We start from the raw sequence: 22,006 nt of genomic DNA, 5'->3' as shown, positions 1-22,006 counted from the left end.
CGGCTCCAACTTCTGAGAGGCAAGCGCTGCCCCTCATCTGCCTGCCGGCATCTTCTCCCCGTGAACGGGGAGAAGAAAGACCACTGCAACCCCTCAAAAAGCCGCCAGCTTGCGCCGCACCTGCCCCAGAAACGCCTCGCGGCTTTTCGGCGTCGAGGTATCCATCATGTAATGCGCCAGGAACATCGTGCGGCAGCGCCGGGCGCAGAGCGCGCGGATGCCGCGCAGGATGGTCTTGCGGCCGGGATGGCCGACGACATGCGACCACCAGCGCGGCGCACCGCAGGTGGTGATGACGGCGATCTTCGACACATGCGTCATCAGCGGTTTGATCGCTCCCTTGCCCTTGGGCAGTTCGAAGGCGACCTCCGTTGCCCAAACCCTGTCGAGCCAACCCTTCAGCATGGCCGGCAGGCCATACCACCATGTCGGGTAGATGAAGACGATCGCCTGCGCCCATTTCAGGTGCTCGATATGCGCTTCAAGCGCCGGGTCTACCGGCCGACGATCATTGTAGAATCGCCGCTCGTCGTCACGCATGACGGGGTCGAAGTTTTCCGCGTAGAGATCGACGAGACGCGCTTCGCAGCCCTTGGCGTGGATCGCCTCTATGGCCGCATCACGAACCGCGGCGCAAAAACTTTCAGGCACAGGATGGCAATAGACCACCAGCACCCGCATCAGAAGGCGTCCATCTGGGCCGAAACCTTCGCCATGAATTTTTCGCGCGACGCAGGCGTCGAGAGGTTCATGGAATAATGCGCCAGATAGGAAACCGGCGCGCCCGGCTTTACCGTCGCGCGCAGCACCCGCGTAATGATCTTTCGCGGTGGATCGCCAACCAGGAACGCTGCAAGCCTGCTGCCGCCATAAGTGGTGACTGCGGCGACCTTTTTGACATTGTGAAGCGTCGGCACCGTGCGGCCTGCGACAAGCTTGAACGACACGCCGGGCAGGAAGACGCGATCGAAAAAGCCTTTCAGGATGGCGGGATAGCCGTAGTTCCACACAGGAAAGGAGAGCACCAGCGCATCCGCGCGGCGCAGGCGTTCGACATAGGTGTGAACGCTTTCGATGTTGGCGGGAACATCGTGATAACCAATGCGCTCGGCGCGCGTGAGGCGCGGGTCGAAGTCTTCGCCATAAAGATCGCAGTCGTCGACACTATGTCCCTTCGTCCTCAACCGTTCAACGATCAGGCTGTGAACTGCAGCGCCAAAGCTTGTCTCGACCGGATTGGCGTAGAGGACGAGGATGTTCATGCCTGCTCCGTCAACCCGCCCGCTGCAAACCTTTGAACAGAAAGGTCTTGCCCGACCGGTAGTCGTAGTCGGGATTTTCCCAGGCGATCATCTTGCCGGGATTGAGCAGCCCCTGCGGGTCGGCCTCGCGCTTGAAGGCGAGCTGAATATCGTCCGTCTGCTTCATGCCGCCCTCCTCCAGCGTATAGCGGTGCGGATTGAAGATCGGACAGCCATTCTCCTCATGCAAGCGAATGATCTCATCGAGCCGCTCTTCGCTGGTGAATTTCACCAGCGGCAGGCCGAAACAGGTGATGTTGCCATCGAAGCGAACGAATTCGAGATGGGAAAAGACCTCGCCCGGAAACATCGCATCCATCTTCTCGACCAGAGCCAGCTGGTTCGGGAACGGATAGAGCGATTGCAGATAGGTGATTGAAGGATCGACGCGCAGCGCCCGCAAGGTCGTGTGGTTCCAGGCAAGCTCGAAGGCCGGCGGAAGGCCCTTTTTCTCCGCCTCCGACATGCTGGCTGCGTTCATCACAACTTCCCCGCCCTCGCGGCGTGTGAAGGCCAGAAAAGCATCGAGCGACTGCGGCGCGACCATGACGAGACAAATGCTCTGCCCCGGCCGGAAGAAGCGCTGGTGGCGTTTGAAATAATCCTGCGGCACCGGTGCCGCGATCGGCGTGATGAGCTTGGTCAAAAGCCCGTCCTGGCAGGCGAGCGCATTGCCGTAGCGCGCTGCGCCGATGAAACTGTCGAAGCCGACGATCACGTCGATCCAGTCATAGGACGCCGTCAGCGGCATCTCGACCTCGACGATAATGCCGTTGGTGCCATAGGCGTGCGTGACCTTGTGCAGGTCCTCGCCGGTGAGGTCGAGCACCTTCGGCTCGGCCTCCATGGTGACGACGCGCAGGCGAATGACGTTGCCGAAATCACGCAAGCCGCCGAAATTGATCGAGCCGACCCCACCTGAGCCGCCGGCGATGAAACCGCCGATGGAAGCGGTGTTGTAGGTCGAAGGATGCAGGCGCAGTTCCTGGCCTGAATGCGCGCGCGTCGCCCGGTCGATATCGGCAAGGATCGCGCCCGGCCCGCAAATGACACGCCCCGCCGCAATCGTGGTCACCTCGTTCATCTCGGCGAGCGACAGCACAACGCCACCCGACAGTGGCATGGCCTGACCATAATTGCCGGTGCCGGTGCCGCGCGGCGTCACCGGAATGCCGAGGCGGTGACAGGCGGCGAGCACGCGCACGACCTCGCCCTGGTTCCTGGGCGAGACGACAAGATCGGCGGTTACGTTTTCGAGCTGGCGCTTCAGAACAGGGCTGTACCAGTAGAAATCGCGGCTCTTCTGCTGCACGATCGCCGGATTATCTTCGATCTTCAGGCCGTCGAGTTCGCGCTTCAGCGCCGCAATGTCCATCAGTTCACCATCAGGTCGTCGAGTTCGGCATAGTCGGGCAGTTCGCGCGCGATGGCCTTGCCATTGCGGACGACGATGCGGTCAGATTCCGGCCGCGACAGGAGTTCGGTCCAGCTCCGGCCTTTGAAGACAATGAAGTCGGCGGCATCGCCGACGCTTAAGCCGCCTGCCCCGTCGAGCCGCATCACCTCTGCCGGCGTCGCCGCAACCGACTTCGGCCAGTCACTCACCGGGTGGTCGAAATGCAGGATGCGCGTCGCCATGCGATAGACCTCCAGCATGTCGAGATCGCCATAGGCATAGAAGGGATCACGCGTGTTATCGGAGGCGACGGAGACGGGAATGCCGCGCGCCTTCATCTCGTGCAGCAGCGTCACGCCGCGCCAGCGTGGCGTGGTGCCGTCATGGCGGCGATCCTGAAGGTAGAGATTACACATCGGCAGCGACACGACCGCGATGCCGGCGCGCGCCACCTTGTCGAGCGTGTCCAGCACATCGGCGTCCGGCTGGCGCGCCAGCGAGCAGCAATGGCCGACGAGGATTTTTCCTCCGAAGCGATGACGCAGTGCCGCTTCCGCGATCTTCCTGAGCCCGACTGCGGAGATATCGGCGGTTTCGTCGGCATGGAAATCGAGATCGAGGCCGAGATCGGTCGCGGTGCGGAACATGCGGTCCAGCAGTTCATCGAGGTCGGGCACCATGTATGCAACAGCGCCGAGCACGCCTTTGGCAGCCGCCACCTGCTTCGCCAACCGCTCGAACCATGCCGCGTCGCGCGCGCCATCAATGCCGAGCAGGCAGGCCCCTTGCAACTCGACGCGACCTTTCCAGCGCTCGCGCATCTCCTCGAAAACCGGCCAGGAGATTTCTTCCTGGGGCGGCACGCTGTCGATATGGGTGCGCAGAGCCTTGGTGCCGTGGGCGTAGGCCGAGCGCAGGGAGAAATCCATGCGCCGCGCGACATCCTCGGCAGTCCAGCGCGCCGCGCGGTCGTTTCCCGTCGCGACCAGCGCACCCGGGAAGGAACCGTCCGGGTTCGGCGTTCGCGGCCATATGTGGCCCTTGTCGATATGGGTGTGGCAATCGACGAAACAGGGAAGGACGATGCGGCCTTTGAGGTCGATGGCGGCGGCGGGATCATGTGCTTCGTTCGCGGTGATGCTGGCGATCTTCCCGCCCATGACCGCGATGTCGGCGAGCGCAAAGCCGTCAGCGTCGAAGGATGCGGCAAAGTCGGGCGTGAGTGAGGAGTGCACTCGGGCATTGACGAGGGTGTAGTTGCCGGAGGCGGGTATCTGGATAGATGTCATTGCTGCCCCTCATCCCCCTGCCGGGACCTTCTCCCCGTATAGTGACGGGGAGAAGGAGAAGTGGAGGCGCTGCGGCTAGCCCCCTTCTCCCCGTTCACGGGGAGAAGGTCCCGGCAGGGGGATGAGGGGCAGCGAAATGCGAGCAGGATCATCACTACCGCTCCTGCTTCAGCGCGCTTTCGTGCCAGCGCCGCAGGATGAGATGCGACACCAGCGAAAGCACGAGGAAGATGACGATGCCGGCGAGCGAGATCAGGATCAGCGCCGCGAACAATCTCGGCGCATTGAGCCGGTAGCCGGCCTCGATAATTCGCGAGGCGAGCCCCGACGATTGGCCGGAAGCGCCGGCGACGAATTCGGCCACCACCGCGCCGATCAGCGACAGGCCGCCGGCGATCTTCAAGCCGCCGAGAAAATAGGGCATCGCCGCAGGCAGGCGCAGATGCCAGAGCTCCTGCCAGCGCGTCGCGCCGTTGAGCCGGAACAGGTCGCGCAGATTGCGGTCGACCGAGTTCAGCCCGAGCGTCGTGTTGGACAGGATCGGGAAAAAGGCAACGATCCAGGCGCAGAGCAGCAGCTTGGCCGTCTGGTTGTCGACATAGATGTTGATCAGCGGAAAGATCGCGACGATCGGCGTGACCTGCAGCACGATGGCGAAGGGGAAGAGCGACATCTCGACCCATTTCGACTGCGCAAACAGCACGGCAAGCCCGACGCCGCCGACGACCGCCAGAAGCAGGCCGAGAAAGGTGATGCGCAGCGTCACCAGCAGCGAGCCGAACAGCAGACCGGCATCGTTGTGCAGCGTCTGCAGCACCACGCCCGGCCGCGGCAGGATATATTGCGGGATCTCGTTCCAGACGCAGATGCGGTCCCACAGCCAGATCGCCAGAACCATGATCGCCAGCGGCAGAACCCAGCTGCCGATGCGCTCCAGCCGTTCCCGCCGCAGGCGCCGCGCTTCCTCGGGGTCGAGCGTTGCCACGGACCGTTCGACAGCGGTCATGCCGCCGCTCCATGCGTGGAGTTGATCGCGCTGACCAGCACATCGGAGGCCTGCCGGCACAGGGCGGCATAGGCGGGCGACGTGCGAAACGCCTCATCGCGCGGATAGGGCGCGTCGACTTCGACCTCCTGAAACACCCGGCCCGGACGCGCGGCCATGACGACGATGCGGTTGGAAAGAAACACGCTTTCGAAGACGCTGTGCGTGACAAAGACCGTGGTGAAGCGTTCGTCCTGCCAGAGCTCGAGGAGATCGTTGTTGAGCTTGAAGCGCGTGATTTCGTCGAGCGCCGCAAAAGGCTCGTCCATCAGCAGCACACGCGGCTTGGTCACCAGTGCGCGGGCTATCGACACGCGCATCTTCATGCCGCCGGAAAGCTCGCGCGGCACTGCATTTTCGAAACCCGACAGGTGAACGCGCTCAAGAAGCTGCGAAACCGCCGGTGCAGCATCGCTTCGTGAAACGCCCTTCAGCCGCAGCGGCAGCCAGACATTGTCGAACACGCTGGCCCAGGGCAGCAGCGTCGGCTCCTGGAAAACGAAGCCGACGGAACTCTCCTCACCCGGCTTGCGCGACCAGTCCAGCGTGCCGGTGGTCGGCGCGGTCAGGCCGGCGATAATGCGCAGCGCCGTCGACTTGCCGCAGCCGGACGGACCGAGCAGGCTAAGAAAGTCGCCCTCCCGGATCGTCATGTCGACATTGCTGAGCGCGGTCACGCCGTTGGAAAAGGTCTTTCCCACGGCGCGCAGCGAAAGCAGCGGTTTTCCGCTGCCTTCCATGCCCGGTACTGTTGTCGATGGAACCATTACGCCGGAGCCGGGCTCACTTCTTCAGGTCGAGCCCCACGCCTTTGTTAACGAAATCGAGCGTGTAGGCCTTCTTGATATCGAGGCCTTCAGGAATGACCTTAGCCTTGACCATCTTGGCGTAGAACCCTGCGATATGCTCGTCGGTCATGGCGCCGATGCCGAGCTTTTCCGCGTCACCAGAATCGACGATGCCGAACTTCTTCATCTGCTCGATCGAAAACGCGATCTGCTCGTCGGTGATGTCGGGATTGTCTTTCTTGATCGCTTCGTTGGCGGCCTTGTTGTCGCCGTAGAGATAATTGTACCAGCCCTTGGCCGAGCCATCGACGAAGCACTTCACCACCTCCGGCCGCTTGTCGATCGTCTCCTGCATCGCCTCGATCGTGGTTGCGTAAGTGCTGAAGCCGTAATCGGCCAGCAGGAAGGTGTTGGGCTTGAAGCCGCCTTCCTTCTCCACCGCGAAAGGTTCCGAGGTGACGTAACCCTGCTGGATGGACTTCGTATTGGCGATAAAGGGCGCCGCATTGAAGGTGTAGGGCACGCGTTTTGCCGGGTCGAAGCCGAATTCGGTGATCATCCACTGGAAGAAGCTCTGCGCGCCCTCGTCGCCCAGGATATACTGGTCGGCGTTCTTCAGGTCTTCCCATTTGTCGAGGCCTTGCCCCGGATGGGACATGACCACCTGCGGCTCCTTCTGGAAGGAAGCAGCAACGATGCGCAGCGGAATGTTCTGCTGCACGGCATCGAACGCCTGCAACAGGTTACCGCCCATGTAGAAATCGATCTTGCCGGCCAGAAGCAACGGCCGGCCGCTGACCTGCGGTCCACCCTGCTGGATGGTGACGTCCAGGCCGCAGGCGGCATAGGTGCCGTCGGCAACCGCCTGATAGTAGCCGCCATGCTCGGCCTGGGCCAACCAGTTGGTCATGTAGGTGATCTTTTCGGCTGCCAGTGCGGTCGAAGCGGAAGCGCCGAGAAGCGCGATCACGCCGACGGAGAAGCAGAATTTCCTGTTCATCGACAACACCCCTGTTTCGGCCCGCGCGATTGTCGCCGGGCAATAAAGTCTTCAAGCAAGACGTATGCCATTGGCTGTTTGCAGGGATGATGACGCCATCGTGCAATTCCAGCGGCGCGCTTGTGCCATTTCACCCGGCATCGTGCCCATTTTCCGGGCGTCTGTCCATCATGGTTGGAAAGCATGCACAATGGCTTGAAGCGTGATGCTCAACCGATCTAGGCTTGCGGCGACCCGGAGATTTTCATGTTCAGATTCCTCACCCCGAAAACGATAAAACCGCCCTTTGCGCGCTACAGCCACGGCGTCGAAGTGCCGGCAGGCAAGCGCCTCGTACTGTGTTCCGGCCAACTCGGCATTGGGCCGGATGACGCGATCCCCGAGGATGCCGGCGCGCAGGCGGAGCTCTGCTTCGGCAATATCGCGGCAATTCTTGGCGAGGCCGGCCTGACGCTGAAAGACATCGTGCGCATCAACGCCTTCGTCACCGACCGCGTTTATCTGCGGCCCTATATGGACGTGCGCGACCGGCTGTTTTCTGATCCGGCGCCCGCCTCGACGCTGATGATTGTTTCAGGTTTTGCCCGGCCGGAATTCAAGGTCGAGATCGAGGTGATCGCGGCAGGGTAAGTCGACAGCGCTTCGCTCTATCGTTAAATGATCCAGAGATTGGCGCTGCCCCTCATCCTTACCCTCTCCCCGTGAAAAACGGGGAGAGGGAGGCGTCAACGCTGGAGCTTCCTCCTTCTCCCCGTCGCTATACGGGGAGAAGGTCGCGGCAGCGGGATGAGGGGCAGCGCAAACCATTATTCTCTTTTCGGAGTTTCCAGTGGCCCAAACAAAAAGACGCGTCTGGTGGGGCGACTACAAGACCACCGAATATGCTTCGATCGACCCGGAGAGGACGATCGCTGTCCTACCCGTCGCGGCGATCGAGCAGCACGGGCCTCACCTGCCGGTTTCGACGGACACCACCATCATGAACGGCATGCTGGAAGCCGTCATCGCGCGCCTGCCCGACGATCTCGACATCCGCATCCTGCCGGTGCAGGCAGTCGGCAAATCCAATGAGCACCTCTTTGCGCCGGGCACGCTGACCTTGCCGGCGACAACACTGATCGAAGCCTGGACCGAACTCGGCGTTTCCATCGCGCGGGCCGGCGTGCGCAAGCTGGTGGTCGTCAATTCGCATGGCGGCAACGAGGAGATCATGGGCATCGTCACGCGCGAACTGCGCGTGCGCTTCGACATGCTGGCGGTGAAAACGAGCTGGCAGCGCTTTGGCCGGCCGGAGGGCATGTACCCGGAACTGGAAGACCGCCAAGGCATCCATGGCGGCGATGTCGAGACCTCGCTGATGCTGCATTTCCGGCCTGATCTGGTCGACATGGGCAAGGCCGAGAATTTCGTCTCCAATGTCGCCAATGCCGAGCAGCAATTCGACCTTTTGCGCCAGACCGGCACGCATGCCTTCGCCTGGGTCGCCACCGACCTCAACAAGCATGGCGTCGTCGGCAATGCCGCGATCGCCACGGCAGAAAAGGGCAAGCTGACGGCCGAGCATCAGGCCGACGGCTTCATCCGCCTATTGCAAGACGTCAGGAAAGCAAAACTGGCCGACTGGCTGCCCTGATCAGAGGTTCAGGCCGAAAGGAGTGCCTTCGAAAGCGTCAGCGCCGCGTCCGATCGCGCGGATGGCATCCACCATACGCCCCCCACGCCCGAGGATGTCGTCGGCTACTGCGATCAGCCGCGGGTTGGGCGTTGCCGAGGGCGATGCCTGCCTCAGCGTGTTCGCCAGTTCGACCTCGTCGCGATGCGGCGAGAGCGCCGACGCAACGATATAGGCCGACGCCGTCGAACGGCTGATGCCGGCAAAACAATGGATGAGCAGCGGCTGTGCGCGATCCCAGGTGCCGGCAAAATCGAGCAGGTTGCGCACGTGGTCCTCACCCGGCAAGGTCATGCCTTCCTGCGCCTCGGCGATATCGTTCATCAGCAACAGCAGATGGTTTTCCGGTGCGATCACCGCCGGACGGGTCAACGCCGTGCCGGTGTTGAGCAGCGAAACCATCCGGCTTGCGCCGATACTCGTCGCCGTCTCATCGATCTTCGACAGTGGGCAGACATAGATCATGACCGAACCTCGGTGAGTTTGCCGGCATGCCGGGCCGCCCAAGCGGCGAGTGCTTGCTCCAGACGCTGCCACTCCGCTTCGCTGCCGGGCAGGCCGATGCGGAGCGCGGAGGCGTCCCAGCTGAAATTTCGCAGCAGGATACCCTTTTCGCCCAGCGCGGTGAACATTCTCGCGGCGTGAGGTGTTTTCATGAATCGAAACAGGCTGGTACCGCCGCTGACGATCACGCCATGCCTTGCCAGCAAAGTATCGAGTCGCGCCGCTTCGTCGTTGAGCTTGTCGCGCATCGCCACCTGCCAGGAGGTGTCAGCCAGCGCCTTGATGCCATATTCCAGCGCCGGGCCAGCAACGGCCCACGGCCCCAATTCTGCATCCAGCCGGGCAACCACCGATTCGGCAGCAATCGCGAAACCCAGCCGCACGCCGGCAAGGCCAAAAAACTTGCCGAAGGAGCGCAGCACGACGAGACCGCCCTGCCCGGCATCGCCATCGATGCGCTCGGACTGCGGCCCGACATCCATGAAGGCCTCGTCGACCACCAGCAGCCCGCCTTTAGCGTGCAACGCGGCGGCGAGATGAAGAAGCTTTTCGCGCGGCATCACGCGCCCATCGGGGTTATTGGGATTGACGACGATAGCGAGGTCCGCATCGTAAAGCGCCTTGAAATCCCGGACTTCAGCAACGGCATGACCCGCAATCGCGCAGGCCCGCGCGTGCTCGGCATAGGTCGGCCCAAGCACCAGCGCCCTGCCCGGCTTCACCAGTGAGGCAACGCGTGGCAGCAGGATCTGCGTGCCCGGTGCGGATGCAATATTGGCCACGGATGGCGCACCATAGGCGCTTGCCGCAATCGCTGCCAATTCCCGTGCCCGGCCCGATTCCGGTAGCCGCGACAAGGCTGTGGCAGGGAGATCGAAAAGCGGATAGGAGTGCGGATTGATCCCGGTCGACAGGTCGATCCAGGGCAGCGGCGCTTGCGGAAACAGCGCTGCCGCCCGGCCGAGGCTGCCGCCGTGATCGGCCACCGCCGTCACCGAACTCCTGTTTTCCAGCGCCATGTTCGTCCTGCTCGCCTTCCTGTCGCTTCTCGTCGAACTGGGTCTCGGTTACCCGGATCGGCTGGTGCGCGCAATCGGCCATCCGGTGATCTGGATCGGCCAGCTCATTTCTTTCCTCGACAAGAACCTCAACCGCGCCACCCAATCCGACGCATCACGCCGCATTTGCGGCGTGGTGGCGCTGATCGTGCTGATTGCCATCCCGGCGGGCATCGCATTTTTCCTTGAAACGCTGTTTTCGCTCTCCCCGCTCGGCATTGTCGCGTCGGCACTGCTCGCCAGCACATTGCTGGCGCAGCGCAGTCTTGCCAGCCATGTGAAGGCGGTGGCCGACGCGCTCGATCGCGGCGGCTTGCAGGCCGGCAGGCGCGCCGTGTCGCAGATCGTCGGCCGCGATCCCGAACGACTGGACGAAGCCGGCGTCAGCCGCGCCGCGATCGAAAGCCTCGCCGAGAATTTTTCCGACGGCATCGTCGCGCCCGCCTTCTGGCTCGGCATCGGCGGACTGGCCGGCGGCGTCGCCTACAAGGCTGCGAACACTGCCGATTCGATGATCGGCCATCGCACGAAGCGGCATGAGGCTTTCGGCTGGGCTGCAGCCCGCTTCGACGACCTGATCAACCTGCCCGCCTCGCGGCTGACCGCTTTGCTGCTGGTGATTGCCGCGATGATCGTGCCCGGTGTCAGTGCTGCCAATGCCTGGCGCAGCGTCTGGCGCGATGCCTCGAAACACCGCTCGCCCAATGCCGGTTGGCCGGAAGCGGCGATGGCTGGCGCGCTCGGCCTGTCGCTCGCCGGCCCGCGCGTCTATGGCGGCGTCATGGTCGATGACGCGACGATGGGGGATGGCCGGCGTGAGGCCAATGCCGCGGACATCAGGCGGGCGCTGAGGCTTTATTGGACAGCGGATGCGTTGATGATTGTGGGGTTTGGGGTGTTGTCGCTGTGGATGTGGCTCGGATAGGGGTGCGTCCTTCGAGGCTCGCCCGTCAGAATTTACGACACAACGGCAATGTCCTGCGGGCTCGCACCTCAGGATGAGGGAGGTGGGTGCGCTTTCACGCCAAGTTCTGAAACGCTTGTTATCTGAAACGCTTGTTATCTAAAGTGCTGTGATCTGAAATACTTGTTGGCAGGTGTCGGGGTGAAACAAGCTAGCGGGCCGTGGGACAACCTGGCAGGCCTTGGGTAAGACAAGCCGCCTACCTCCCTCATCCTGAGGTGCGAGCCCGCAGGGCATGGAAATTGTGCCGCAGACATCGATGGGCGAGCCTCGAAGGACGCACCCCCTAAAACTCAATCCCCTGCTGCGCCTTAACCCCCGCCGAAAAATGATGCTTCACCGAGCCCATCTCGGTCACGAGATCGGCGGCCTCGATCAGCGCCGGCTTGGCGTTGCGGCCGGTGACGACGACATGCAGGCCCTCGCGCCGGTTCTTCAGGGTCGAAACCACGCTGTCGAGGTCGAGATAATCGTAGCGCAGCGCGATGTTCAGCTCATCCAGCACGACGAGGCTGATCGACGGGTCGGCGATCAGCTCGACCGCCTTGGCCCACGCGGCTTCTGCAGCGGCGATATCGCGCTTGATGTCCTGCGTTTCCCAGGTGAACCCCTCACCCATCGTGTGCCAGACCATGCGGCCGCCGAAGGTGGCGAAGGCATCCTTCTCGCCGGTGTGCCAGGCGCCCTTGACGAATTGCACCACGCCGACGCGCTTGCCATAGCCGAGCATGCGCAGCGCCAGCCCGAAGGCGGCTGTCGTCTTGCCCTTGCCGGGGCCGGTGTTGACGATCAGCAGTCCCTTTTCGGTAACCGTCTTCTCGGCCACCTCGGCGTCCTGCACCGCCTTGCGCTTGGCCATCTTGGCCTTGTGGCGCTCGGCTTCCTTTTCGTCGATTTCTTTCATCTCATTTCACCTGCATCGGCAGACCCGCGACCATGAAGAATACACGGTCGGCGCGGGCAGCGATCCTTTGATTGAGCCGGCCGGCGGCATCGCGGAATTTCCGCGCGAGCGCGTTGTCCGGCACGATGCCGAGCCCGACCTCGTTGGCGACGACGAACCACGGACCGCGCGGCCTGGCCAAAACGGCCTCCAGCCTTTCGCTTTCGCGTTCCAGATCATGATCGGCCAGCAAATGATTGGAAAGCCAGAGCGTCAGGCAATCGACCAGCAAGGGCTGTTCATCCGGCACATCGGCAATGGCATCGGCAAGGTCGAGCGGCGCGTCGACCGTCTGCCAGCCTTCGGCGCGGCGGGTGCGGTGGAGCGCGATGCGCTCGACCATCTCGTCGTCGAAAGCCTGCGCCGTGGCGATATAGGTCCAGGGCGCAGGGAATGCGGTAGCCAACCGCTCGGCATGCGCGCTCTTTCCCGAGCGCGCACCGCCGAGCAGGAGGATCAGCGAAGTGGCGTCAGGCAAAGCTGTCGCGCAGGCTTGTCGCCGTTCCGGTGAAGCGTCCGCGAATGACGCCGACGGCAGCACCCAGCACGACCCAGAAGATCAGGTTCGTCACGGTTACGGCGACCACGAACTGGTGATGCAGGTCCGGCGGGATCGGCGATTCGTGGCTTGCCGGCTGCGGCGCGCCAAGCAGATGCGGCGCGACCATCAGCGCAACGCCGATCAGCGAAAACACCAGCGACGAGCGGAAGGCGATCAGGCCAAGGCCGGCGGCAGTAGCAACCACCGTACCGATCCACCAGACCTGACGGGCGGCAAGATCGGCCGCAGGCATGGCCGGCAGTTCCGGCGGCAGGCCGAGGCCCGGCGCCAGCGTGAACACGGCAAAGCCGGCAAAACCCCAGAAAATGCCCTGGCGCCAGTTGGGGATGCCACCGGCGAGTTCCGAAGCGGCCACCAGAACCAGCGCAAAGCCGATACCGGTGACGATGTTGGCAAGCGCTGTGAAGGCGAAGCGCTCGAAACCGTCCGCCGGCGCCCAGCCTTCTTCGTCATGCTCGTGGGCAGGTGCTGCGGCCTCAGCCGTCGGTGCCACGGTTTGCGCATTATCGGCGGCAGGAGCAGCGTGCTCGTGGCCGCCTCCGGCGTTCTCGAAGGTTTCCGCCTTCAGGATCAGCGGAACGGTCGCATAGGCCTGCATGGCCGTCATGACGATGCCGGACAATAGCCCTGCGATCGCCGCGATGAACACGACGTTACGAAACAATGTCATGGGAGCGGTCCTTCGTTAGTGGCAGGGAAACGCCATCGAGTGGCGATAGTCGTGGCCGGCATTATGGACGACTTCCATATGCGAGAAGCCGACGAAGCCGATAACGAAGAGGCCGAGCAGACCGGCCATTGCCAACTGCATCGAGCGCGAGGCCAAACCTGCTGTTGCGCCGAGCGACGAAGAAACCGTGTTCATTTCCAAATACCTTTCACCCTCCACCCGAGGGCACCTAGAGTTTCCAATGTCGCCGGCAGGTCTCCTGGCTTGCGGGTCGGCACCCTTCCCCGCCTTCCCGAGAAAATTCTCAGTGGCATCTGGGGAGAGCTCGCCGCGCACAGTTGCGGGGGCAGCCGCGGCTTTGGGCAGATTTTGCCCGCACCGCATTCCCTATTGATTCCTCGCGGAACCGACGACAGCGGCGACTATAAGGATAAACCCGCCGCCCGGCAAACCAATTTCCCGCCCTTTTTCCTGCCGGAAAGGTCGTAATTTGACGATCGGGCAACTGTCGCCGGAATTGACAAATTTTCCGTACAGGTATCCGCTGACCCCACCGGAGGACAGCGCGATGACGGCAGGCCCAGCGGAAAGCGAAGCCTATAACGGCCTTCGAACGGCGGAGGTGACGCTTCCGTCCCGCGCCTATTGGAGCGACGCCGAATATCAGCGCGATCTCGACGCGATCTGGTATCGCAACTGGATCATGGCCTGCCGCGAGGCCGATGTCGCCCAGCCGCTGGCTTATCGTGTGTTCAAACTCGGCACGCAGGAAATCCTCATCATCCGCGACGAGACCGGCGTGCTGCGCGCTTTCCACAACACCTGTCGCCATCGCGGCTCGCAGCTTTGCGGCGAGAGCGAAGGCAGGCTGAAGGCTCGGCTGCTCACCTGCCCCTATCACGCCTGGTCCTATTCGTTGCGCGGCGATCTCGTGCGCGTGCCGTCGAAATCGCTGCCCGAAGGTTTCGACAAGGCCGACTACCCGCTCTATCCCGTGGCGCTGTCGGTCTGGCGTGGCTTCGTCTTCGTCAATCTGGCCGAAGATGTGCAAGGCTCGGCTGCAGATGTTTTCGATGCCGGCTCCGCCGAGGTTAGCAACTGGCCGCTGGAAGACCTCGTCACCGGCCATGCCTTTCGCAAGGTGATGAACTGCAACTGGAAAATCTTTTGGGAAAACTTCAACGAGTGCCTGCATTGCCCGGGCGTCCATAAATCCCTGTCGCATCTCGTGCCGATCTATGGCCGCGGCCTGATGGCGCGACACGACGATCCGGAATGGGCGCTTCATGCCGACAATGATGCGCCCGAATATTCCGGCGGCCTGCGGGCCGGCGCCGAGACGTGGTCTGAGGACGGGCGCGTTCATGGCCCGGCTTTTCCGAAACTGACAGAGGCCGAGCGCAGGGCCGGGCAGACCTATGCCGCGCATCTGCCGTCGATGTTCGTCGTCGGCCATGTCGATTATGTCCGCACCGTGCGGCTGGTGCCGCTGGGACCGGAACAGACGGAACTGGTGGCGGAATGGCTGTTCCTGCCTGAGGCGCTGACGTCAGGCGGGACGGATCTCGAAAACATCGTCAGGTTCGGCATCCAGGTGCTGGAGGAGGACGCAGCCATTTGCGAGATCAACCAGAGAGGCCTGCATTCGTTGCGCCACGAGGCGGGCGTGCTGATGCCGGAGGAATATGAGCTTCAGCGCTTTCATCAATGGGTGCGCGGCCAGCATGCGCAGGCGCTCACATCGACTTCGGCAGAAAACGCCAGGTGATCAAGCCGCAGATGGCCGTGAAGACGCCGAGCGTGACGAACACCGCGCCAAGGCCGAAGAAGGCAAGCACAACCGAGTAGACCAGCGGCGGCAGAAGCTCCGACAGGTCGAGATAGGTGCGGTAAACGGCGGTCATCTGCGGCCGCTCATAGGTGCGCACCGCGCGCATGAAGGCCGTGGAGCCGAGCGCATCGAGCGCCACCGCAAACAGCGCGCCGAACAGCAGGAAGCAGCCGGTGACCAGCGGCAATCGCTCGCCGCCAAGGCCTGCCAGCAGCAGCGCCGTGCTCATGCCGAAAAAGGCAAACGTCATGATGTTTCGTGCGCCGAAGCGCCGGCCAGCCCTGCCCCAGTAGATGGCCGCGAACAGAAGGGCGTTTCCTGCCGAAACCAGAAGGCCGCCGGCCAGTTCGCCCTGCCCCGTTACCACCATCAGGATCGGGCCGTAGACGAAGAACGTCGTCCAGAAGCATGAGCGGCCGAAAGCGATAACCCAGGCCAGCCGCAGCCGCGGCTGGGCGACGAAGCGGCCGATATTCTTGAGCGGATTGGCCGGCCGCGTCTTGCCCGGCCGGATCAGCGCATTGTCGCCGAGGCGGAAGTACCAGAAGGTGACGAGCAGCGCCGTCGCGAAGGCAACCACCACGCCATGCGTCACGAAGATTCCGTAGCGCGTGTAAAGAAAGACGCCAAGCGTCGGCCCGCCGGTCCAGGCGATCATCGATGCCGCCATGCGCAGCGATTCGGCCTGCATGATGTCCGTCTTGCGGATGTGGTCCATGATGTAGAGGTTGAGCGTGATCGCCAGCGCGCTCGCCCCCATGACGCGGGCCAGCATGCCGAACATCTGCCCCGGCAGCGAATGCGTCATGAACAGCAGCGAACCGACGGCGAGCAGCACCACGCCTGTCGTATAAATCCAGCGCCGCGAAAAACGCCCGATCAGCATCGGCATGAACAGCGTTGCCGAAAGGCCGATGAAGGCAACGAGCGTGTAGAGCAGAGAGACAGTCTGCTTGTTCTGCAGGAGTTCGTAGGCCTGGATCGGAACGACGCTGGCGATTGACGCGCGCGCAAAGGATTCCAGCGCATAGAGCGTGGCAAAGGTTCGCGCGCCCGCCGGCTTTACGGCGGGAAGCCAGATCGGATGCCTTACCTGCGTGACCATTCCTGCCCCGGATCATTTGCCGGCAGATTTGCAGGCGCAATCACACCGCCGATAGCAGGAAACCGACCTGCCATCGTCGCAAAAGCCGGTTGGATATCGTCTTTCCGGCTGTGGCCTAAGAGATCGCTCGCTAACTCTAGGCGGCGTCCCATTCCGGCGAAAACCCGAAATCGCAAAGACGCGCGTTGCGGCCAGTCAGCGCGGAGATCGCCGCCATCTCCTCGTCCGACAGGGCAAAGTCGAAGATGGCGATGTTTTCCGACAGGCGCTCGATTTTCGTGGTGCGTGGAATGGCAACCACGCCCTCCTGCTGAACATGCCAGCGCAGCACGATCTGGCCCGGCGTCCTGCCGTGACGGGCAGCGGCATCGCGGATCGCGTTTTCCGAAAACAGGTCGCCGCCGCGATAGAGTGGGCAATAGGAAACCAGCGCCATGCCGTTGTCGCGGCACAGGCGATAGACCTTCCGCTGGTCGAGATAGGGATGGTTCTCGACCTGATTGGCAACCAGCGGTTCCTCCGAAAGCGCGATCGCCTGCGAGAGCAATGCGGTCGGGAAATTCGACACGCCGATATGGCGCGCAAGGCCGGTGCGCTTCATAGCGTTCAGCGCCTTGATGGAACCTGCCAGCGGAATCTTCGGGTTCGGCCAGTGGATCAGCAGCAGGTCGACCTGATCAAGGCCGAGATGCTTCAGGCTGGCCTCAGTCGAGCGCTCCAGATCTCCCGGCGCGATGTCCGTCCACCACACCTTCGTCGTCACGAAAACATCGTCGCGCGCAACGTCCGAAGCACGAAGGCCGACGCCGACATCCTTCTCGTTGCCGTAAGCAGCTGCCGTGTCGATATGGCGATAGCCGACCGACAGCGCGCGCAACACCAGTTCGGCACAGTCGTCGCCTGAAAGCGTCCATGTTCCGAGACCGAGCGCGGGAATTTGCGCGCCATTGGCGTTTACGCTGTGCATTGCATCCTCCAATTCCATTCTTTCGTCGTCATGATCCGTGCTAACGGTTGAACGATAATCAAACGAACCGCAACATCACGCATGCTTCCAGATACAGAACCGCTTCAGCAACCGAAATCCCGCCGCATCGACGCGCTCGATCTGGCGCGGGGCCTCGCCCTGATCGCCATGGCGATCTATCACTTCACCTGGGACCTCGGATTCTTCGGCTACACCGAGCCCAGCCTGACGGCCTTCGGCGGCTGGAAGCTGTTTGCGCGCTGCATCGCCTCGAGCTTCCTGTTCCTCGTCGGCGTCAGCCTTTTCCTGGCCCACGGCAATGGCATTCGCTGGAAGGGGTTTTGGCGCCGCTTTGCCATGGTGGCAGGTGCAGCTCTCGCCATCTCCGTGATCACCTACTTTGCCGTGCCGGACGATTTGATCTTCTTCGGTATATTGCATCAGATCGCGCTGGCGAGCCTGCTTGGGCTTTTGTTCCTGCGGCTGCCGACGCTGCTCACATTGATCGTGGCGGTCGCGGTGATCGCCGCACCGAACTTCCTGCGCACACCGTTCTTCGATCATCCGGCATGGTGGTGGGTCGGCCTGTCGTCCGTCAATCCGCGCTCGAACGACTACGTCCCGCTGTTTCCATGGTTCGGTGCGGTCCTGCTCGGCATCGTGGCGGCAAGGCTCGCCACATCATCCGGGCTGTTTGCGCGACTGGCGGGGTTTTCTCTCGGATCGTGGTCGAAGCCGCTGACCTTTGCCGGCCGGCACAGCCTCGCCTTCTACCTCATCCACCAGCCGGTGCTGATCGCCTGCGTCTGGCTTTTCTCGCAGGTCATGCCGGCTGACATCCCCACTAAGGAAGTTCAGTTCCGCACCTCCTGCGAACGGACCTGCCAGGACACGCGCGACGCCGAATTCTGCACGCGCTATTGCGCCTGCATGCTCGATACGCTGGAAAAGGACACTCTCGACGCGCTCTTTGCCGGCAAACAGACGCAGGAACTGCGCGACAAGGTGAATGACAGCGCCGGCTACTGCACGGCAGACACCGAAAACACGAGCCCTTAGAGCGGTTCAGCTTTTAACAGAAAGCCGAACTGCTCTAAGTCTTTGTTTTTACGCAATTCCGCACGGAAAGCCATTACAGACTTTCCTGGAATTGCTTGAGGGAGGAGGAACGCAATGACGGACATCCACACGGCGCCGAACCGCATACCGTGGCCGCCGATCATCTATCTCGCGGCCATCGCCATCAGCATCGCGCTCGGCCTGCTCTATCCGTTGCCATGGCTGCCGTCGGGCATACTCCCCGACATATTGCTCGCCCTTGGATGGCTGGCCGTAGCCGGCACGATTGCTCTCTACGTTTCAGCCATGCGTGCGTTGAAGCAGGGCAACACGACGATCAAGCCTCATCAGGGCGCGGATCATCTTGTGACAAACGGTGCGTTCTCTTTCACCCGCAATCCGATCTATCTCGGCAACACGCTGCTGATGATCGGCGTTGGCCTGATAACCGGCATCGTCTGGTTTTTCGTGCTGGCGCTGGTGGCCGCCTTCACCACCCAGAAATTCGCCATAGAGCGCGAGGAAAAGCACCTGATGGCACGCTTCGGCAAGAAGTACCGCGACTATGCCAAGCGCGTGCGGCGCTGGATTTGAGAGACGGACGATTTTCGAATAGATTTTAAGTCGTCACGCCGAGTTCAACCAGCCGCTCAACGCAAGACTCTTCGGCATGGTCGAGTTCGGCCAAGGTCTCTTCGAGGTCGCGGCGTTTCTGGCGCAGATCCTCGCGCTTTTCCTCGATGCGCTTGATCATCAGGTTGAGCTGGCCCACTTCGCCGGGCGGCTCCTTGTACATCTGGATGATTTCGCGGATTTCGTTGATCGAGAAACCGAGCCGCTTTCCCCGCATGATCTGCTTGACCAGATGCCGGTCCGTCGGGCGGAACAGGCGCGTGCGTCCACGGCGGACGGGCTGGATAAGCCCCTCATCCTCGTAGAACCGCAAGGTGCGCGTCGAAATATCGAACTCGCGGGTCAGTTCGGTGATCGAATAATATTCCCGCATATCAATTCCATTCTCGCCAGAGCGTCGGACCGAAGAGTGGAAACCGGTTTGTTATAAAATCCGATGCTCCACCAACGCGACTCCACGCTGGAATCTTGGCACGGCATTTACGTAAAAGTCAATCGATCACGGGCCCGTGATAAAATGATCTTCAGGTCACGCCGAACCACCAGGTCGCCAGCCCAAGAAAGGCAAAGAAGCCGACGACATCGGTAACGGTCGTCACGAAGACTGCCGACGCAACAGCCGGATCGGCGCCGAAGCGATCCAGCAACAGCGGGATCAGAATGCCGGCAAGGGCGGCCACGAACATGTTGATGATCATGGCGGCGGCGATGATGCCGCCGAGATTCGGGTCCTGGAACCAGGTCGCGGCGACGATGCCGATGAGGACGGCGAAGATGATGCCATTGATGAAACCAACGCCCATCTCGCGGCGGATAATGCGGCCTGCATTGTAGATATCGAGATCGCGCGTCGCCAGCGCCCTCACCGTCACCGTCATCGTCTGCGAGCCGGCATTGCCGCCCATGCCAGCCACGATCGGCATCAGCACGGCCAGCGCCACGATGCGCTCGATCGTATGGTCGAAGAGGCCGATGACGGACGCCGCCAGAAAAGCGGTAAAGAGGTTGACGAGCAGCCAGGGCACGCGCGAGCGCGAAGCGGTGAGCACGCTGTCGGAGAGCTCTTCATCGCCGACACCGCCCATGCGCAGCAGATCTTCCTCGGCTTCCTGTTGGATCACGTCGACGACGTCGTCGATGGTCAGCACGCCGACGAGCCGCTCATTCTCGTCGACGACGGCGGCAGACAGAAGATCGTATTGCTCGAATTCGTGCGCGGCCTCTTCCTGGTCCATGCTGGCCGGAATGGCGTGGCGCGTCTCGTGCATGACATCTTCGATCTTGACCGAGCGCTTGGAGCGCAGGATCTGGTCGAGATCGAGCGCGCCGAGGAGCTTGAAGGTCGGATCGATGACGAAGATCTGGCTGAACCTGTCGGGCAAATTCTTGTCGTCACGCATGTAGTCGATCGTCTGGCCGACGGTCCAGAACGGCGGCACCGCGACGAATTCCGTCTGCATACGCCGGCCGGCAGATTCTTCCGGGTAGTCGAGCGAGCGGCGCAGCCTGATCCGTTCGGTGAACGGCAGTTGCGCCAGGATCTCGTCCTGATCCTCCTGGTCGAGATCTTCCAGAATGTAGACGGCATCGTCCGAATCGAGTTCCTGGACGGCCTGGGCAATCTGGGCGTTGGGCAGGTTGTCGACGATGTCGAGGCGAATCGCTTCGTCGACCTCGGTGAGTGACGAAAAGTCGAAATCGGCGCCCATGAGATCGACAAGCGCGCGCCGTTGCTCCGGCAGCAGCGCCTCAAGAAGATCGCCAAGCTCGGACTGGTGGAGGCTTCCGACATCCTCCTTGAGCGCCAGCGTATCGCGGTCGGCAATCGCTGCGCCGACATGGGCAAGGAAAGACGCACGGATAACACCGTCCTCGCCGTAGATATCCGCGTGGTCATGCGGCTGCGCGGTAGCGCCTGACGTGTGTTCGTCCTGGCCTTCCAAACCTGCCCCTTGCTCTGTGATTTCGGGAAATCGTCTGTGGCAGGTCTAAAGCACAATGCGCTGGAATATCAAACGAAATGCGCCGGTCCCTGCCGCAAGGCAAGAGGAGCAGACAAAGTTGGTAATATCAGGGAGAGAGTGATGGTGCGGTCGAGAAGACTCGAACTTCCACGGGTTGCCCCACAGCGACCTCAACGCTGCGCGTCTACCAATTCCGCCACGACCGCACGTCACGAAGGAGCCGGTCGGAACCGGCCAGCGGCATGTAGCAAATCGTTTCCGGCGAAACAAGTGCACTGAACCGAATATTCGGCACTTGTTTGACACTTCGATGAAAGAGCCGGATTCCGGGCAAATTCGGCCCCTTCCCTGCCCCAGCGTCATGTGGAGAACTGCATCTCTGCCGCAAATGAAGGCTTTAAAGGAAACTGGACCTTTTGCCCGTCAGCCGCCATATGATGGGGACCCGCAGCAAGGCCAACCGACCCAGCCATGACGCAACGCAGCCAGATCGAAACTTCGTTCCAAGCAGCCCCCGGTTCGCCGCCCGTCGAATGGCGAATCGAACCAGGCCTGACAGCATACGAGGACGCCCTCGCCTTCATGGAAGCGCGCGCCGCCGCGATTCGCGATGGCTCGGCTGGTGAGATGGTCTGGCTGGTGGAGCACCCGCCGCTCTACACAGCGGGCACCAGCGCGCAGGCAAGCGATCTCGTCGAGCCGGACCGCTTTCCCGTCTTCAATGCTGGCCGCGGCGGCGAATACACCTATCACGGCCCAGGCCAGCGCGTGGCCTATGTCATGCTCGACCTGAAGCGCCGGCGCGAAGACGTCCGCGCCTTCGTGGCCGCGCTCGAGGAATGGATCATCGGCACGCTCGACCGCTTCAATGTGCGCGGCGAACGGCGCGAGGATCGCGTCGGCGTCTGGGTCGTGCGACCGGATCGCCCGGCAATGCCGGATGGCTCACCTGCCGAAGACAAGATCGCTGCGATCGGCATCCGTCTCAGACGATGGGTCAGCTTTCACGGCATCGCCATAAATGTCGAACCGGACCTCAGCCATTTCAGCGGTATCGTGCCGTGCGGTGTCTCGGATCACGGCGTGACCAGCCTGGTCGATCTCGGCCTGCCGGTTACGATGGCTGACCTCGATGTTGCGCTCAAATCGGCTTTCGAGACGGTATTCGGTCCGGCGGCGATTGCCGCCGAAGGTCTTCGCAAGGCCGGCTGAATTGCGAAACTGCCGGCCGCGGCAGCGCAATCAAAGTGCGCCT

The 22,006-nt window shown here is 62.3% G+C and carries 24 protein-coding genes, 1 tRNA gene and 1 riboswitch; of the genes, 7 read left to right on the top strand and 18 right to left on the bottom strand.

Annotation, left to right across the window (positions count from 1 at the left end; genetic code table 11):
* Positions 1–93 precede the first annotated feature (93 nt).
* From BM413_RS16690 to BM413_RS16660, 7 genes are all read right to left on the bottom strand, one after another.
* Positions 94–681: an NAD(P)H-dependent oxidoreductase gene (locus tag BM413_RS16690; protein ID WP_091914992.1), complete on the bottom strand. Its 588-nt coding sequence runs from the start codon at positions 679–681 to the stop codon at positions 94–96.
* Complete coding sequence (locus BM413_RS16685; RefSeq protein ID WP_091914991.1) at positions 681–1,262, bottom strand: NAD(P)H-dependent oxidoreductase; 582 nt, start codon at positions 1,260–1,262, stop codon at positions 681–683. The genes BM413_RS16690 and BM413_RS16685 overlap by 1 nt, the downstream gene beginning before the upstream one ends.
* Positions 1,263–1,272: 10 nt before the next feature.
* Positions 1,273–2,676, bottom strand: a complete 1,404-nt coding sequence (locus tag BM413_RS16680) for an FAD-binding oxidoreductase (protein ID WP_091914990.1) — start codon at positions 2,674–2,676, stop codon at positions 1,273–1,275.
* The gene (locus BM413_RS16675; protein WP_091914989.1) at positions 2,676–3,986 is read right to left on the bottom strand and encodes a cytosine deaminase; all 1,311 of its coding nucleotides are present in this window, start codon (positions 3,984–3,986) and stop codon (positions 2,676–2,678) included. The genes BM413_RS16680 and BM413_RS16675 overlap by 1 nt, the downstream gene beginning before the upstream one ends.
* 154 nt (positions 3,987–4,140) lie before the next feature.
* Complete coding sequence (locus tag BM413_RS16670) at positions 4,141–4,992, bottom strand: ABC transporter permease (protein ID WP_091914987.1); 852 nt, start codon at positions 4,990–4,992, stop codon at positions 4,141–4,143.
* Positions 4,989–5,798, bottom strand: coding sequence for an ABC transporter ATP-binding protein (locus tag BM413_RS16665; RefSeq protein WP_091914985.1), 810 nt, complete (start codon positions 5,796–5,798; stop codon positions 4,989–4,991). Before BM413_RS16665 ends, BM413_RS16670 begins: the two co-directional genes overlap by 4 nt.
* Before the next feature lie 16 nt (positions 5,799–5,814).
* On the bottom strand, positions 5,815–6,819 hold the full coding sequence (locus tag BM413_RS16660) for an ABC transporter substrate-binding protein (RefSeq protein WP_091914983.1): 1,005 nt from the start codon (positions 6,817–6,819) through the stop codon (positions 5,815–5,817).
* Between the two features lie 246 nt (positions 6,820–7,065).
* Between BM413_RS16660 and BM413_RS16655 the strand changes: the two genes are divergently transcribed.
* A complete protein-coding gene (locus tag BM413_RS16655; protein WP_091914981.1) occupies positions 7,066–7,449 on the top strand; it encodes a RidA family protein in 384 nt (127 codons plus the stop codon).
* A 199-nt stretch (positions 7,450–7,648) separates the two neighbouring features.
* Positions 7,649–8,452 (top strand): creatininase family protein, encoded by an 804-nt coding sequence (locus BM413_RS16650; RefSeq protein WP_091914979.1) that lies wholly within the window; start codon positions 7,649–7,651, stop codon positions 8,450–8,452.
* Here BM413_RS16650 and BM413_RS16645 read toward each other — a convergent pair whose 3' ends face one another.
* Both BM413_RS16645 and cobD read right to left on the bottom strand, forming a co-directional pair.
* Positions 8,453–8,956, bottom strand: coding sequence for a tyrosine phosphatase family protein (locus tag BM413_RS16645; protein WP_091914977.1), 504 nt, complete (start codon positions 8,954–8,956; stop codon positions 8,453–8,455).
* Positions 8,953–10,014, bottom strand: coding sequence for a threonine-phosphate decarboxylase CobD (gene cobD / locus BM413_RS16640; protein ID WP_091914976.1), 1,062 nt, complete (start codon positions 10,012–10,014; stop codon positions 8,953–8,955). Before cobD ends, BM413_RS16645 begins: the two co-directional genes overlap by 4 nt.
* Here cobD and cbiB point away from each other — a divergent pair.
* On the top strand, positions 10,013–10,978 hold the full coding sequence (gene cbiB, locus BM413_RS16635) for an adenosylcobinamide-phosphate synthase CbiB (RefSeq protein WP_091914974.1): 966 nt from the start codon (positions 10,013–10,015) through the stop codon (positions 10,976–10,978). The genes cobD and cbiB overlap by 2 nt on opposite strands.
* A gap of 325 nt (positions 10,979–11,303) precedes the next feature.
* Here cbiB and cobO read toward each other — a convergent pair whose 3' ends face one another.
* The 4 genes from cobO to BM413_RS16615 are packed head-to-tail and all read right to left on the bottom strand — an operon-like array spanning position 11,304 to position 13,387.
* Positions 11,304–11,921, bottom strand: a complete 618-nt coding sequence (cobO, locus tag BM413_RS16630; RefSeq protein WP_091914973.1) for a cob(I)yrinic acid a,c-diamide adenosyltransferase — start codon at positions 11,919–11,921, stop codon at positions 11,304–11,306.
* A 1-nt stretch (position 11,922) separates the two neighbouring features.
* The gene (gene cobU / locus BM413_RS16625; RefSeq protein ID WP_091914972.1) at positions 11,923–12,438 is read right to left on the bottom strand and encodes a bifunctional adenosylcobinamide kinase/adenosylcobinamide-phosphate guanylyltransferase; all 516 of its coding nucleotides are present in this window, start codon (positions 12,436–12,438) and stop codon (positions 11,923–11,925) included.
* Positions 12,431–13,192, bottom strand: coding sequence for a CbtA family protein (locus tag BM413_RS16620; RefSeq protein ID WP_091914970.1), 762 nt, complete (start codon positions 13,190–13,192; stop codon positions 12,431–12,433). Before BM413_RS16620 ends, cobU begins: the two co-directional genes overlap by 8 nt.
* Positions 13,193–13,207: 15 nt before the next feature.
* Positions 13,208–13,387, bottom strand: a complete 180-nt coding sequence (locus tag BM413_RS16615) for a CbtB domain-containing protein (protein ID WP_091914968.1) — start codon at positions 13,385–13,387, stop codon at positions 13,208–13,210.
* Positions 13,388–13,423: 36 nt separating this feature from the next.
* Positions 13,424–13,618: riboswitch (cobalamin riboswitch) on the bottom strand.
* Positions 13,619–13,760: 142 nt separating this feature from the next.
* Between BM413_RS16615 and BM413_RS16610 the strand changes: the two genes are divergently transcribed.
* A complete protein-coding gene (locus BM413_RS16610; RefSeq protein WP_091914966.1) occupies positions 13,761–14,960 on the top strand; it encodes an aromatic ring-hydroxylating oxygenase subunit alpha in 1,200 nt (399 codons plus the stop codon).
* Here the strand turns inward: BM413_RS16610 and BM413_RS16605 are convergent.
* Both BM413_RS16605 and BM413_RS16600 read right to left on the bottom strand, forming a co-directional pair.
* A complete protein-coding gene (locus BM413_RS16605; protein ID WP_091914964.1) occupies positions 14,929–16,128 on the bottom strand; it encodes an MFS transporter in 1,200 nt (399 codons plus the stop codon). The two genes, BM413_RS16610 and BM413_RS16605, sit on opposite strands and share 32 nt — an antisense overlap.
* A 136-nt stretch (positions 16,129–16,264) precedes the next feature.
* On the bottom strand, positions 16,265–17,095 hold the full coding sequence (locus BM413_RS16600; RefSeq protein ID WP_091914962.1) for an aldo/keto reductase: 831 nt from the start codon (positions 17,093–17,095) through the stop codon (positions 16,265–16,267).
* A gap of 81 nt (positions 17,096–17,176) precedes the next feature.
* On the opposite strand from BM413_RS16600, the gene BM413_RS16595 reads away from it, so the two are divergent.
* Complete coding sequence (locus tag BM413_RS16595) at positions 17,177–18,154, top strand: acetyltransferase domain-containing protein (protein ID WP_091914961.1); 978 nt, start codon at positions 17,177–17,179, stop codon at positions 18,152–18,154.
* Positions 18,155–18,268: 114 nt separating this feature from the next.
* A complete protein-coding gene (locus BM413_RS16590) occupies positions 18,269–18,748 on the top strand; it encodes a methyltransferase family protein (RefSeq protein ID WP_091914959.1) in 480 nt (159 codons plus the stop codon).
* A gap of 25 nt (positions 18,749–18,773) precedes the next feature.
* On the opposite strand, the gene BM413_RS16585 is transcribed toward BM413_RS16590, so the two are convergent.
* The 3 genes from BM413_RS16585 to BM413_RS16575 all read right to left on the bottom strand — a co-directional run bounded on the left by BM413_RS16585 (position 18,774) and on the right by BM413_RS16575 (position 20,957).
* Positions 18,774–19,160 carry a MerR family transcriptional regulator gene (locus BM413_RS16585; protein WP_091914957.1) on the bottom strand — a complete coding sequence of 129 codons (387 nt, stop codon included), beginning with the start codon at positions 19,158–19,160 and terminating at the stop codon, positions 18,774–18,776.
* A 151-nt stretch (positions 19,161–19,311) separates the two neighbouring features.
* Entirely contained in the window at positions 19,312–20,730 is a 1,419-nt protein-coding gene (mgtE, locus tag BM413_RS16580; protein ID WP_091914955.1) for a magnesium transporter, read from the bottom strand.
* Between the two features lie 142 nt (positions 20,731–20,872).
* Positions 20,873–20,957: transfer RNA gene (locus BM413_RS16575), tRNA-Leu, on the bottom strand.
* Between the two features lie 265 nt (positions 20,958–21,222).
* Between BM413_RS16575 and lipB the strand changes: the two genes are divergently transcribed.
* The gene (gene lipB, locus BM413_RS16570) at positions 21,223–21,963 is read left to right on the top strand and encodes a lipoyl(octanoyl) transferase LipB (RefSeq protein WP_091914953.1); all 741 of its coding nucleotides are present in this window, start codon (positions 21,223–21,225) and stop codon (positions 21,961–21,963) included.
* The last annotated feature ends 43 nt before the right edge of the window (positions 21,964–22,006 follow it).

This window comes from Mesorhizobium sp. YR577 (assembly GCF_900116595.1).
Taxonomy (GTDB): domain Bacteria; phylum Pseudomonadota; class Alphaproteobacteria; order Rhizobiales; family Rhizobiaceae; genus Mesorhizobium_M.
The sequence above is the reverse complement of the archived record's forward strand: the minus strand, read 5'-3'. Positions and strand labels throughout refer to the sequence as shown.